We start from the raw sequence: 13,873 nt of genomic DNA, 5'->3' as shown, positions 1-13,873 counted from the left end.
CCTAGGCTTCATCGTCAAGGCGACGCCCACGCAGGCGTCGGCCACGGGTAATCAATTCGATGAGCTGGACCGCGCTGAGGGCGTGGGCGAACAGCCAGCCCTGGCCGAACCTCACCCCTTCGCTGCTCAAATAAGAGGCCTGGGCTTCATGCTCGATACCTTCGGCGATCACCTTGAGCTGCAGCGCGTGAGCCATGCGGATGATGTGCGGGGCCACGCCGCTGCTAGCGGCGTCGTGGCCCAGAGCGTCGATGAAGGCCTTGTCGATTTTCAGGCAGTCCACCGGCAGGGTTTGCAGGTAGGCCAGGCTGCAATAACCGGTGCCGAAATCGTCGATCAGCACCTGATGTCCAACGTCGCGCAGCGATTGCAGGTTATCCCGGGCAACCAACACATCGATCAGCCCGCGCTCGGTCACTTCGAAGGCAATCTGGTGCGCCGAGACCCGATGCAACGCCAGCAGGCGAGCGATCACTTCGCCAATACGCGGCACCATCACATCGCAGGCCGCCAGGTTCACCGAGATATACAACTGCGGATTGGCCCGCAACAGCTGGCCCAATTGATCGAACAGCCGTTGCAGCACGAAATCGGTGATCTGGCGGATCTGCCCGGTGTTTTCGGCCATCGGGATAAACAGGTCCGGGCTGGTCAGGGTGCCGTCCGGTCGTCGCCAGCGCAGTAGGGCTTCAGCACCCACGCAGTTGCGGCTGTCCAGGTCGAAAATCGGCTGGTACAGCACCTGCAATTCACCGCGCCGGAGGGCTCCGTGCAACTCAGCATCCATCGACTGGCGATGGCGCGCCAGCAGAAACACCTGGAAACCAATCCCCAGGCCCAGCACCAAGCTGACGGGCAACATCCACCAGGCATAGGCCGGCACCTTGAAACCGTTGCGCTGGGCGATCAGCACCAGTTGATATTCCGGGCTGTCGGTGGGCATTCGATAAATCAGCCGGGTCTGCGTCACCTGCAAGGCATTCTGGCTTTTCGGTGGCCAAGGCTCTGTGGGCGGCCAGTATTGTTGGGTGCCCAACACGGGAATGGCCCGCGTGCCGTGATCCAGGACCACCAGCAGGCTGCTGCCCGGTGGCAGGTCGACCACGTCGGCCAAATGCCCCCGGGAGGTGGCGACTCGGAAATTGCCACGGCCCAGCATCAACGCAGCGCGGTCTTCGTTGGGTTCGGTGGTGGTATTGAGCCAATAGCTGTAGGTCGGGCCTCGAAGATCGGGCGGACGGGCCACCGACAATCCGCTCTGGCGCGGACGATTGGAACAGATGCCGCTGCCATCGATGTACACCGCTTCATAAACGAAACGGTAATTGAAGCTGACCTCTCGCAAGGTCGCGATCATGTCATCGTCGCAACCGCGCAACGGCTGGTTTTGCAGGTCGTCGAGGCTTTCTCGCAATTGCCCGAAAAGCTGTTCCAGCCGTTGCAGGAAGCGCTCGCCCTGGGCATTCATCTGGTCGCTTTCCCGCTGCTGGATCTGCTGCACGACCACGAACAGACTGCCCGTCAGCAGTAGGAAGGTACTCAGGGCAGCCGCCATCATCGCCAGGAACAGGGGGCGATGGAGCCAGCTCTGTAAGGTTTCGCGGGCAGCCGTCATCATGGGTAATCCGAAAGTTACCAATGAGTTATAGCTTCTGATTTGAATTTGGCCCGATTCGTCGGACGGGCGTCATTATTTTGTCTGGTTGAGCACCTGCAGAATTGCCGCGCTTTGCGGATCCGGCATGCCATCGAAGCGGGTCGGTCGATAGTGCATCTGAAAAGCGGCCAGCACGTGGTGGGTGGCCACGTCCCATTCGCCGGTCTGGGGCGTCGGATAGCCCAGACGGGCCAGCTCGGCCTGGAACCAACTGGCAGGCGGTAGCTGCGTTGCGAAGGAAACCTGCTGGCGTGCGACGGCTTGTTCATCCGGCCACACCCCCAGGCCCTCTTGCGCCAGCCGCTTCCAGGGGAACAGCGGCCCCGGATCAAGCTTGCGCAGGGGTGCGATGTCGCTGTGGCCGATGATGCTGCGCGGGCTGATCCCGTTGCGTTGGATGATGTCCTTGAGCAAGACGGTCAAGGCCTGGACCTGAGCTTCGCTGTAGGGATACCAGAGGCGCCCGGTAGGCGTGTCGACGAAACCCGGATTGACGATTTCGATGCCGATGGAACTGGAATTGAGCCAGGTCCGGCCTTCCCATTCACTTTCCCCGGCGTGCCAGGCGCGCCGGCTTTCATCCACCAGCTTGTAGATGGTCGCGTCTTTATCGTCGCCAATCAGGTAATGGGCACTGACTTCGCCATGGGTCAGCAGGGCCAGTGAACGCTCCAGGGACGCCGAGGTGTAATGCACCACCACGAATTGGATGCGGTTGTCATGGTTGACGGAGGGGTGACTGGTGTCGAACCGAGGGCCGCTGGTGCAGCCGGCCAGGATAAATAAAGAAACAATGAGCGAGAACAATTTCATGGCGGAAGGCATTACGCGCTGGAAGTAATGCAACAGTGTAACGTATCGCCCCGCGATGATCCGATGCGCGGGACGATATTAAACAAATTGGAACAATTAGATCTCAGCCCAGCTCCACGCGGTTGCGACCGGCATTTTTGGCTCGGTAAAGCGCCTGATCGGCTCTTTTAAGCACCGAGTCGCTGTGTTCGCCCGGCTTGAAAGCTGTCATGCCCACCGATACCGTCACCGTCACCGGTTCGCCCTTGAAATGAAACGGGCAGGCTTCGATGGCCAGCCGCAGCGCTTCGGCCAGTTTGGCGCCAGCCGCCAGGGGGGTATCCGGCACGAGCAGGACAAACTCCTCGCCACCAAAACGCGCAATGAAATCGCCGCCACGCAGGCGTTTTCGCAGGACCGAGGCGATGAGTTTCAACACCCGGTCACCGGCCAGATGGCCGTAGTTGTCATTGATGCGCTTGAAATGATCGAGATCGAGCATGGCCAGCAGCAAGCTGTTGCCGTGCTGGTGCCACTGGACGACTTCGTGCTCCAGACGCTCGGACCAGGCGGCGCGGTTGGGCAACCCCGTGAGCGGATCGACCAGCGCTTTTTGCCGCTGTTCCTCGAGATTCTCCCGCACGACCTGGGCGTCCTGCTCCATCAGCGCGACGCGATCGGCCAGGCTTTTCAGGCGCGTCGAGACTTCCTGCTCGCGTTGATCACGTTGCCGGCGGTGCTGGTCCATTGTCCCGAGCAAGCCTTCGAGGTGATTCTCGAGCACCTGCTTGAGGCCTTCCAAGTCATCGGCTTGTTGCACGCTGCTTTGCAGGCCGTCTACCTGTTCGCGAATCTGGGTGTCCATTTCCCGGGAGGCCGAGAGGTTGTCGGCATGATCCTCACTGGCGGCCTGCAGGCTGCTCTGGAATGACTCGAGACGATCATTGAGGCGTTGCAGGTACGCTTCGAATTCATGCTGGCCGGTGTCGGTGATGGCTAGCATCAATACCGCCAGATCATCGAGGATCGGTAGCAGTTCGTACCAGTTCAAGCCATTTCGCAACCGCTCACGCATGGCTTCGGCTTGTGGCCGATGACGCTCGGGCAAGGTCAGGTCGCCCAACAGGCCCAGCAAAGTGTCTTCGATATGCCTGGCGACCGAGCTGTAGGATGGTTCAGGCGAGTCGGGCAGGGCGTATTGGGCGTCAGCCACATCGGCGGCGGCCAAGGGCGCGGGCGCGTCAGGCTCGGCTTCTGCTGGAGGCGCCGAGGGGTCGGGGAGGGCCTGTGGCGCCTCCTCGGGCATCAGCTCGTCGGGATTTTCCAGGGTGGGTGCCGCTTCCGGGAGTTCGTCGGCGATCACCGCTGGCAAGGGGGCTGGCTCGGCGGCTTCGTCCGGCTCGCCGATCGGCTGAGCCACTTCGGCTGCTGGTGCCGGAGGGAGCGCCGGCGCGAGTTCGGTCTGCGGCGTAATCTGGTCGACCGGCTCGGGCACTGCCTCCAACGTGGGTGCTTGCTCCGCTACCGACGGGGCTGGTGCTGGTGCTGTGTGGACTGCCGGCTCAACGACTACTGGCAGGGCGGTGTCTGCCGGGGGCGCCACGTTGGCCTGGGCTGGCTCGTGAGGCTGGGGCGGCACGTCCTCATGGCCTTGGCCACCAAACAGCCGTTGCAGCAATCCGGGGCGGCTCGGTTCGACAGGAGCGTCCAAGGACCTCAGTGCCTTGCCTTGCAAACCGCTCAATTCGCTGAGCAGCAGCGGAATCTCCCGGGCCTGGCCGACCCGATCTTCCAACTGCTTGGAAAATTTCTTCAGGGGCCGGCTGACTTCCTTCGGCAGCGGCAGGCTTTGCAACTGGGCCACCAGGGCCGTCAATGCGGTGCTCATCTGCTCGATTCGGGTTTCGCGGCGCTGCTCGGAATCGAGTACGGCTTTCTCCAGGCGCGGCAGCAGGGCGGCGAGGCCGGCGTCCATGTCATCGGTGCGCACCACCTCGCGCATCTCTTTCATGCATTGGTCGACGACCCGATCAGAGCCCTCGGCGGCCAGGGTGCTGCGCACCAGGCCACGACGCAACAAGTCGAGCCGAGCATCCCAGCGGCGCTCAAGCTTTTCCTGCTGTTCGATACTCTTTAAGTATTTCTCTCTCCAGCGTTCGGCGTCGTCGCTCATTCATCGGATCCGCGAGGGGCAGCACTCAACGCGGGGAATGCATCGGCCGTGAGCGAACCCGGCAAACGAATTTCTACCGCGACCGGCAGGTGATCGGAAATGGGTTGGGCCAACACCTCGACGCGTTCGAGGGTCAGGGTCGGGCTCAACAGGATATGGTCCAGGCAGCGCTGCGGGCGCCAGCTGGGGAATGTCGCTTCCAGTTGTGGGGCGAGCAGACCGAGATCGCGCAGAGGCGAGGTCTGCAGCAGGTCGGTGGCATGGGTGTTCATGTCACCCATCAGTATCTGGTGCTTGTAGCCGCCGATCAGCTCGCGAATGTACGCCAGCTGCATCGTCCGAGTACGCGCCCCGAGCGCCAGGTGCATCATGACCACGATCAGCGCTTCCGGCCCTTCGCCGAAACGCGCAAGAATCGCCCCGCGCCCCTTGGGGCCCGGCAGCGGATGGTCCTCGATCGCCCAGGGACGCAAACGACTCAACACGCCATTGCTGTGCTGGCCGAGCCGTCCGAGGTTGCGATTGAGTTGTTGGTACCAGTAGGGGAAGGCGCCCAGTTGGGCCAGGTGTTCCACCTGATTGACGTAGCCTGACCGCAAGCTCCCGCCGTCGGCCTCTTGCAGGGCTACCAGGTCGAAATCCTTGAGCAGGTCGCCGATTTTCTGCAAGTTGCCGGCACGGCCGGTGTGCGGCAGCAAGTGTTGCCAGCCGCGGGTCAGGTAATGCCGGTAGCGTTCGGTGCTGATGCCCACCTGGATATTGAAGCTGAGCAGCCGCAAGCGGCTATCGCCAGGCAGGCCCGTGGACGTGACATGGTGCTCGTTGACCCGTGGTTCATGCAGGCCAACGATGCGTTCGGTACTCCAGCGGGCCATGGGCGTGGGCCGCGCTTAGTTGGCGGCAGCCTTGGTGGCCGCTCGCTCTTTGGCGATCAGTTGGTCGGCCAGTTGCAGCGCTTGTTCAGCACCGCCGGCAGAGCCGATGTCAAAGCGATACTTACCGTTGACGATCATGGTCGGTACGCCCGTGATCTCGTATTTCTTCGCCAGCTCACGGGCCTTCTTGATCTGGCCCTGGATGGCAAAGGAGTCGAAGGTGGCCAGGAACTTGTCCTTGTCTACGCCTTGGGTCGCCAGGAAGTCCGCCATGTCTTCTTTGTCGGTCAGCTTCTTGTGTTCTTTCTGGATCGCGTTGAAAACGGCAGCGTGAACCTTGTGCTCGACACCCATGGCTTCGAGGGTCAGGAACATCTGGCCGTGGGCGTCCCACGGGCCACCGAACATGGCGGGGATGCGCACGAAGTTGACGTCAGATGGCAGTTTCTCGACCCATGGGTTGATTACCGGCTCGAAAGCGTAGCAATGCGGGCAGCCGTACCAGAACAACTCCACCACTTCGATCTTGCCAGGCGCCGCCACCGGAACGGGGTTGGTCAACTCGACGTAGGGGGCTTTCGATTCCTCGGCGTTGGCTTGAGCGCCGATGCCGAACAGGCTGGCGGCGACGAGCGCGGCGCTGATGATCAGATTACGCATGCTTTACTCCTGGACAATGAGGGGGCCTCGCAAGACCTGTTTCTTAAGACAGACCGTGGCGGGTTCAAGTTCTCTAGTGTAACGGCAGCGGCCACAAAAAAGGGCGGCCAAAGCCACCCTTTTGATGCTCGCATCGACAGATTAATCGAGCGTTAACGTTGCAAGAGGTGTATCCCCTCGCAACGGCCTTAGTGCAGGCCCTGGATGTAGCTGGAGACAGCCGCGATATCTTCGTCGCTCAGCTTTTTGGCGATGCTCTGCATGGGTTTGGTGTCGCCGTCGTTGGTCCGGCCGCCTTCTTCTTTGCGGAAGTCGGTCAGTTGCTTGCCGACGTACTGGGCATGCTGGCCGCCCAGGTGTGGGAAACCGGCAGCGGCGTTGCCTTTGCCATCCGGGGAGTGGCAACCGGTGCAGGCTGGCAAGCCTTTGTCGAGGTCGCCGCCACGGAACAGCGCTTCACCGCGAGCCACGAGTTTTGGATCGGCGGCGCCGACGCTGCCCTTCTGGCTGGCGAAATAGGCCGCGATGTCCGCCAGGTCCTGATCGCTCAGGTTGGTCAGCAGGCCGGTCATTTCCAGCACCGTACGCTTGCCGGACTTGATGTCGTGCAGTTGCTTGTTCAGGTAACGCTCGCCCTGGCCCGCCAGTTTCGGAAAGTTGGGCGCCATGCTATTGCCATCCGGGCCGTGGCAGGCCCCGCATACGGCCGCTTTCGCCTGACCGGCAGCGGCATCGCCAGCGGCGTGGGCTACGCCGGATATCCCCAAGGTCAACAGCAGACTCACGATCAGTTTGTTCATCAGCTAATCCAACTACGGCTAAGGGTTAAAGAGTTATGGACCGGGTTTACTCGCTCATCCACTGGATGATGGCTCGGTAATCCTCGGCACTGCAGTCCATGCACAAACCACGCGGCGGCATCGCCTTGAAACCCTGGGTCACGTGTTGCACCAGCGTCTCCATACCTTTCGCCAACCTCGGCGTCCAAGCTTCCTGATCGCCCTTGCGAGGCGCCATGGGGAGTTGGCCGGAATGACAGGCACCACAAACACGGTTGTACACAGCTTCCGGATCCTGTGTAGCCTGAGCGCTGTAAAGCGGCATCAAGACACCGGCAGCTAGCAGCCATTTCGTCATAAAACGACCTTTTCAGGGTTGGGAACGAGCTGCGTTCTAATGCGCAATTTCGGTCGGTCGCTCCCGTGAGCCTCATCCTACGCTGGGACAAAGCGCACACAAAATCTGCGGCATTATATACTGGCGTCACTGAAACGGAAACGACACAGCTTGCCGCGTCCATTCCCGACGCCGCCCACATCGGAAATCTCATGCAACTGAAGAACCCCATCCTTGGCCTGTGCCAACAGTCCACCTTCATGCTCAGCGCCGCCAAAGTCGATCAATGCCCAGACGACGAAGGCTTCGAAGTGGCTTTTGCCGGGCGTTCCAACGCCGGCAAATCCAGCGCTCTGAACACCTTGACCCATGCGAGCCTGGCACGCACCTCGAAAACCCCGGGTCGCACGCAGCTCTTGAACTTCTTCAAGCTAGACGATGAACGGCGTTTGGTCGACCTGCCCGGCTACGGCTACGCCAAGGTCCCGATCCCGCTCAAGCAACACTGGCAGCGCCACCTGGAAGCGTACCTGGGTAGCCGCGAGAGTTTGAAAGGCCTGATCCTGATGATGGACATCCGCCATCCGATGACCGACTTCGACCTGTTGATGCTCGATTGGGCGGTCGCCAGCGGCATGCCGATGCACATCCTGCTGACCAAGGCCGACAAGCTCACCTATGGCGCAGCCAAAAACACTTTGCTCAAAGTGCAGTCGGAAATTCGCAAAGGCTGGGGCGACGCGATCACCATCCAGTTGTTCTCCGCACCCAAGCGTATGGGCCTGGAAGAAGCCTACACGGTGCTGGCCGACTGGATGGAATTGGCGGACAAGGGCAGCGAAGCGGCCGAATAAGCCAAATCGCAGGCAAAAAAAACCCCGGACTTCTTATGGGGAGGGGGAAGTTCGGGGTCCAAGTTCCGGACCGCTAGGGCGGGGTCCAGATATCTGCCAACACTTAACACAACATAGGAGCATTGAAGGGCTTCACCAGCCATTCAGAATCTCTGAGTGGCGATTCACGGGTTTAGTTCAGATTATTTTTGGAAATAGCCTTAGGAATTTTCCGAACTAAAGATATCCGTCCCTGGTTTTTCGGTGACTCTATGGGGCATGGGTGTCTGGGCCGACGCTATCGCGAGCAAGCTCGCTCCCACAGGGAATTGGTGCTGGGCTCGGTATTCGGCTCGACACAAAACCCATTGTGGGAGCGAGCTTGCTCGCGATGGCCATCTTTCATTCCCCGCAGAGGTATCAGCCGCCACAAGAGCCCTCGACTCAGGGCTTGGGAATCAGTGCGCCTCGTCCCAGTTATTGCCCACGCCCACTTCCACCAACAGCGGCACGTCCAGCGTGGCGGCGGTGCTCATGTGCTGGCGGATTTCTTCGCGCACCTGATCGACCAGGTCTTCACGCACTTCCAGCACCAGTTCGTCGTGGACCTGCAGGATGACCTTCGCATCCAGCCCGGACGCCGTCAGCCAGCGGTCCACGGCGACCATGGCTTTCTTGATGATGTCGGCCGCCGTGCCCTGCATCGGCGCGTTGATGGCGGTGCGCTCGGCGCCTTTGCGCAGGGCCGGGTTTTTTGCGTTGATGTCCGGCAAGTACAACCGGCGACCGAAAATGGTTTCGACAAAACCTTGCTCGGCCGCCTGGGCGCGAGTGCGTTCCATGTACGCCAGCACACCCGGGTAGCGAGTGAAGTAGCGGTCGATGTAGGCCTGGGACTGCTTGCGATCGACGCCAATCTGTTTGGCCAGACCGAACGCGCTCATGCCATAGATCAAGCCGAAGTTGATCGCCTTGGCGCTGCGGCGCTGGTCATGGGTGACCGCGTCCAGATCGACGCCAAACACCTCGGCGGCCGTGGCCCGGTGCACGTCCAGGTCATTACGAAACGCATGAAGCAACCCTTCGTCCTTGGCCAGGTGCGCCATGATCCGCAGTTCGATCTGCGAATAGTCCGCCGCCAGCAGCTTGTAGCCTTTCGGCGCGACGAACGCCTGACGAATCCGGCGGCCTTCGGCGGTACGGATCGGGATGTTCTGCAGGTTCGGGTCGATGGATGACAGGCGCCCGGTCGCGGCGACGGCCTGCTGGTAATTAGTGTGGACGCGGCCGGTGCGGCTGTTGATCTGTTCCGGCAGGCGATCGGTGTAGGTGCTCTTGAGCTTGCTCAGGGAGCGGTACTGCATCAGCACCTTGGGCAGCGGGTAATCCTGCTCCGCCAGTTCGGCGAGCACCGCTTCGGCGGTAGACGCCTGGCCCTTGGCGGTTTTGCTGAGCACCGGCAAGCCGAGCTTTTCGTACAGGATCACGCCCAATTGCTTCGGCGAACCCAGGTTGAACTCCTCGCCGGCGATGGCAAACGCCTCACGCTCCAGCGCCACCAGTTTTTCCCCCAGCTCGACACTCTGTACGCCCAGCAGGTTGGCATCGACCAACGCGCCCTGGCGCTCGATGCGCGCCAGGACCGGCATCAGCGGCATTTCGATGTCGTTGAGCACCGGGGCCAGGCTTGGCGTGGCGGCCAGCTTTTCCTGCAAGGCCTGGTGCAAGCGGAAGGTCACGTCGGCGTCTTCGGCGGCGTAAGGGCCGGCCAGTTCCAGGGAGATCTGGTCGAAGGTCAGTTGCTTGACCCCTTTGCCAGCGATGTCCTGGAAATCGGTCTTGCTCTGGCCCAGGTACTTGAGCGCCAGGCTGTCCATGTCGTGGCGGGTCGCGGTGGAATCCAGCACGTAGGATTCGAGCATGGTGTCGAAGGCGATGCCCTGGACCAGGATGCCGTTGTTCTGATCGCCACCGATGGCGCAGTTGGCCAGGATGTTGGTTTCGAACTTGGCGTGCTGGCCGATCTTAACCTTGTCCGGGTTTTCCAACAGCGGCTTGAGCGCCGTGAGCACCGTGTCGCGGTCCAGTTGCTCCGGCACGCCCATATAGGAGTGGGTCAGCGGGATGTAGGCCGCCTCGAAAGGGGCCACGGCGAACGACAGGCCGACCAGTTGCGAATGCTGGGCATCACCGCCGTTGGTTTCGGTGACAAAAGCGAACAGCGGCGCTTTGTCCAGTTTCGCCAGCCACGCCTCGAAGCGCGCCTGCTCGAGAATAACCTCGTACTTGGCCTCTGCGGCGCCGGGCTGTTCTTCGACTACTTCGACGATCTCCTGGCCGGCACGCTTGGCGTCCCGCTGGTTTTCCTCGAACCAGCTCTTGAACTCCAGCAATGTGTACAGCTCAGCCAGCTTCTCGTGATCGGGTGCGCCCATCTGCAGGTCGTCAAGGCCGATATCCAACGGCACGTCGGTCTTGATGGTCGCCAGCTCGTAGGAAAGAAACGCCATTTCCTTGTGCTCTTCGAGCTTGGCGGCCAGGGTCTTGGCGCCACGGATCGGCAAAGTGGCGACGATGTCCAGTTGCGCGTACAGCTCGGTCAGGCCGCCATTGACGCCCACCAGCAGGCCGGAAGCGGTCTTCGGTCCGATGCCCGGAACGCCCGGGATGTTGTCGGACGAATCGCCCATCAGCGCCAGGTAATCGATGATCTGCTCTGGAGCGACGCCAAACTTCTCCTTCACGCCAGCCACGTCCAGGGCGCTACCGGTCATGGTATTGACCAAGGTAATGTGCCCGTCGACCAACTGCGCCATGTCCTTGTCGCCAGTGGAGATCACCACCGGGCGGTCGGCCGCCGCGCTGCTGCGGGCCAGGGTGCCGATCACGTCATCGGCTTCGACGTTGTCCACGCACAGCAGCGGGAAACCCAGGGCCTTGACGCTGGCATGCAGCGGCTCGATCTGCACGCGCATGTCGTCGGGCATGCTCGGGCGGTTGGCCTTGTATTCGGCGTACAGCGCATCGCGAAATGTCCCACCCTTGGCGTCGAAGACCACGGCGAACGGACTGTCCGGATACTGCTTGCGCAGGCTCTTGAGCATGTTCAACACGCCTTTGACCGCACCGGTCGGCAGGCCTTTGGATGTGGTCAGCGGTGGCAGCGCGTGAAAGGCGCGGTACAGATAAGAAGAACCGTCCACCAGGACGAGGGGGGCTTGGCTCATGAGCAGGATCAACCTTTTCGGCGGGTCCGGGGCTAGAATAGCGGGACCGTTGACGACAAAGGGACAAGGTTATCATGCGCACACTAAATCGCCTGTTACTGGCTGGCTTGTTTGCAATCACCCCGTTGGCCGTCATGGCGGCGGACGACGCCCCCTCGGCGGACCCGGATGTCACCATCCGCACCGAAGGCGATAAAACCATTCAGGAGTACCGGCAAAACGGTTTTTTGTACGCGATCAAGGTCACGCCCAAGAACGGCAAGCCTTATTTCCTGGTGCGGGCCGACGGTACCGATGCAAACTTCATCCGTTCGGATCAGCCGGATATGCTGATTCCGTCGTGGAAAATCTTTGAGTGGTAATACCGCTCGCGACTTCAACCGGCGCCCGCTGAAGGGCGCCCGTACTGGCAGTTTTTAACCATGTCTGTGTTCACGCCCCTGGCTCGGCCCGAGCTGGAAACCTTTCTCGCCCCTTACGGGCTCGGCCGCCTGCTTGATTTCCAGGGGATCGCCGCCGGCAGCGAAAACACCAATTTCTTCGTCAGCCTGGAGCAGGGCGAATTCGTCCTGACCCTGGTCGAGCGCGGCCCGGTGCAGGAGATGCCGTTCTTCATCGAACTGCTGGACGTGCTGCATGACGCCGACCTGCCGGTGCCTTACGCCTTGCGCACCACCGACGGCGTGGCGTTGCGGGAACTGGCGGGCAAGCCGGCGCTGTTGCAACCGCGCCTGGCGGGCAAGCACATCAAGCAGGCCAACGCCCAGCACTGCGCCCAGGTCGGGGAGTTGCTGGCGCATCTGCACTTGGCGACCCGGGACAACATGATCAAGCGCAAGACCGATCGTGGCCTGGACTGGATGCAGGAGGAGGGCGCCAAGCTGCTCTCGCACCTCGATACCGCGCCGCGTCAGTTGCTGGAGGCTGCGCTGGATGAAATTTCGTTGAAGAAGGTAGGCATCCTGGCGCTGCCTCGAGCCAACATCCATGCCGATCTGTTCCGCGACAATGCGATGTTCGAAGGCACGCACCTGACCGGGTTGATCGACTTCTACAACGCCTGCTCCGGGCCGATGCTGTATGACGTCACCATTGCTTTGAACGACTGGTGTTCGGATGACGACGGTGCGCTCGATGGCCCGAGAGCGCGGGCATTGCTGGGTGCCTATGCGGCGCTACGGCCGTTCACCGCCGCCGAGGCCGAGCTGTGGCCAACCATGCTGCGTGTGGCGTGCGTGCGTTTCTGGCTGTCGCGGTTGATCGCCGCCGAGTCGTTCGCCGGGCAGGATGTGTTGATTCACGATCCGATGGAGTTCCAGCAGCGCTTGGCGCAGCGGCAGACGGTTCATGCGTTGTTGCCTTTTGCCCTGTAACAGCAGGCAAGCGCGAAGCGGCTGCTCTTGTGGCGAGGGGATTTATCCCCGCTGGGCTGCGAAGCAGCCCCATGCTTTGGATCTGACGGACCGCGGCGGAAGTTGCTTCTTGGGGGCCGCTGCGCGCCCCAACGGGGATAAATCCCCTCGCCACAGGTTTGTGCATCGACGGGGTCATAGCGACTCCAGGCACCCCGCCAGATCATTCCCCAACTTCTCCAACAACTGCTCATACCCCTGCGCCGTCGCCGGGGTATAGCCGCCCAGTGCATCCAGCTCCGCCAGTTTCACCGGCAACCCGGCCACCAGGGTTTCGGCCAGGCGCGGGCGCAACGGCGGTTCGCTGAAGACGCAGGTCTTGCCCACCGCTTGCAAGCGCGTGCGCATCGCCGCCACATGCTGGGCGCCGGGCTGGACTTCGGCGGCCACGGCGAACACCCCGGCGTGCTTGAGGCCGTAGTTGTCTTCGAAATAGTCGAACGCTTCGTGGAACACGAAATACGGTTTGCCCGCGACCCCGGCCAGACGCGTCTTGAGGCGCGCGTCCAAGGCGTCGAGACGCTGGTTGAAACCCGTGAGGTTGCTCTGGTAGCGGGCCGCATTCGCCGGATCCGCCGCGCTCAGGTCAGCCGCCATTTTCGCGGCGATCACCCGCGCATTGTGCGGCGATAGCCACAGGTGGGCATCCACGGTGCCGGGGCGGTGGTCGTGATCGTGCTCATCGCCGTCATGGTCATCATCCTCGTGGGATGCGCTGTCCTGGGCGAAGTGACGCAACTTGAGCCCCGGCAGCGCCTGCACCGCGACCGACGGCAGCGTACGACTGTTCAATACACGCGGCAGGAAACCCTCCATGTCCGGCCCAATCCAGTACAGCAGGTCCACCGACTGCACCTTGCGCACGTCCGATGGCCGCAACGCATAGTGATGCGGCGAAGCCCCTGGCGGCAGCAACACTTCCGGAACGGCCACGCCCTCCTGCACAGCGGCGGCAATCAGTTGCAACGGCTTGATGCTGGTGAGAACCTTGACGTCGGCCTGGGCCGGGCCAATCAGTAGAAAACTTGCGACAAAAGCGACAAAGAGCGAAAAAAATCGGGACACGATGACCACTCGAAGAGGCGAGAACGGGTAACATAATAACGTCTCTCACTAAACTCGTCGCTG

The 13,873-nt window shown here is 61.7% G+C and carries 12 protein-coding genes; 3 read left to right on the top strand and 9 right to left on the bottom strand.

What is annotated here, in order from left to right; genetic code table 11:
• Window position 1: 1 nt before the first annotated feature.
• The 7 genes from AB7M32_RS04690 to AB7M32_RS04660 form a co-directional block, all read right to left on the bottom strand.
• A complete protein-coding gene (locus tag AB7M32_RS04690; protein ID WP_454252100.1) occupies window positions 2-1,615 on the bottom strand; it encodes an EAL domain-containing protein in 1,614 nt (537 codons plus the stop codon).
• A 75-nt stretch (window positions 1,616-1,690) separates the two neighbouring features.
• On the bottom strand, window positions 1,691-2,470 hold the full coding sequence (locus AB7M32_RS04685) for an N-acetylmuramoyl-L-alanine amidase (RefSeq protein ID WP_454249220.1): 780 nt from the start codon (window positions 2,468-2,470) through the stop codon (window positions 1,691-1,693).
• A gap of 103 nt (window positions 2,471-2,573) precedes the next feature.
• Window positions 2,574-4,622: a diguanylate cyclase gene (locus AB7M32_RS04680; protein WP_454249219.1), complete on the bottom strand. Its 2,049-nt coding sequence runs from the start codon at window positions 4,620-4,622 to the stop codon at window positions 2,574-2,576.
• Window positions 4,619-5,497 (bottom strand): endonuclease/exonuclease/phosphatase family protein, encoded by an 879-nt coding sequence (locus tag AB7M32_RS04675; RefSeq protein ID WP_454249218.1) that lies wholly within the window; start codon window positions 5,495-5,497, stop codon window positions 4,619-4,621. The genes AB7M32_RS04680 and AB7M32_RS04675 overlap by 4 nt, the downstream gene beginning before the upstream one ends.
• A 15-nt stretch (window positions 5,498-5,512) precedes the next feature.
• The gene (locus tag AB7M32_RS04670; RefSeq protein ID WP_072407714.1) at window positions 5,513-6,157 is read right to left on the bottom strand and encodes a thiol:disulfide interchange protein DsbA/DsbL; all 645 of its coding nucleotides are present in this window, start codon (window positions 6,155-6,157) and stop codon (window positions 5,513-5,515) included.
• A gap of 188 nt (window positions 6,158-6,345) precedes the next feature.
• Window positions 6,346-6,957: a c-type cytochrome gene (locus tag AB7M32_RS04665; protein WP_454249217.1), complete on the bottom strand. Its 612-nt coding sequence runs from the start codon at window positions 6,955-6,957 to the stop codon at window positions 6,346-6,348.
• A gap of 46 nt (window positions 6,958-7,003) precedes the next feature.
• Window positions 7,004-7,294 carry a c-type cytochrome gene (locus AB7M32_RS04660; RefSeq protein ID WP_003196231.1) on the bottom strand — a complete coding sequence of 97 codons (291 nt, stop codon included), beginning with the start codon at window positions 7,292-7,294 and terminating at the stop codon, window positions 7,004-7,006.
• Window positions 7,295-7,485: 191 nt separating this feature from the next.
• On the opposite strand from AB7M32_RS04660, the gene yihA reads away from it, so the two are divergent.
• Window positions 7,486-8,127: a ribosome biogenesis GTP-binding protein YihA/YsxC gene (gene yihA, locus AB7M32_RS04655; RefSeq protein ID WP_072407710.1), complete on the top strand. Its 642-nt coding sequence runs from the start codon at window positions 7,486-7,488 to the stop codon at window positions 8,125-8,127.
• A 437-nt stretch (window positions 8,128-8,564) separates the two neighbouring features.
• On the opposite strand, the gene polA is transcribed toward yihA, so the two are convergent.
• Window positions 8,565-11,333, bottom strand: a complete 2,769-nt coding sequence (gene polA, locus AB7M32_RS04650) for a DNA polymerase I (protein WP_454249216.1) — start codon at window positions 11,331-11,333, stop codon at window positions 8,565-8,567.
• Window positions 11,334-11,407: 74 nt separating this feature from the next.
• Between polA and AB7M32_RS04645 the strand changes: the two genes are divergently transcribed.
• The gene (locus AB7M32_RS04645) at window positions 11,408-11,695 is read left to right on the top strand and encodes a DUF2782 domain-containing protein (protein ID WP_018602771.1); all 288 of its coding nucleotides are present in this window, start codon (window positions 11,408-11,410) and stop codon (window positions 11,693-11,695) included.
• A gap of 60 nt (window positions 11,696-11,755) precedes the next feature.
• Window positions 11,756-12,706 carry a homoserine kinase gene (locus tag AB7M32_RS04640; RefSeq protein WP_454249215.1) on the top strand — a complete coding sequence of 317 codons (951 nt, stop codon included), beginning with the start codon at window positions 11,756-11,758 and terminating at the stop codon, window positions 12,704-12,706.
• 174 nt (window positions 12,707-12,880) lie between these two features.
• Here the strand turns inward: AB7M32_RS04640 and znuA are convergent, their stop codons facing one another.
• On the bottom strand, window positions 12,881-13,810 hold the full coding sequence (gene znuA / locus AB7M32_RS04635; RefSeq protein ID WP_454249214.1) for a zinc ABC transporter substrate-binding protein ZnuA: 930 nt from the start codon (window positions 13,808-13,810) through the stop codon (window positions 12,881-12,883).
• Between the last annotated feature and the right edge of the window lie 63 nt (window positions 13,811-13,873).

The sequence above is a fragment of the Pseudomonas sp. R151218B TE3479 genome (assembly GCF_053629195.1).
This window is presented reverse-complemented; position numbering and strand designations above follow the sequence as displayed.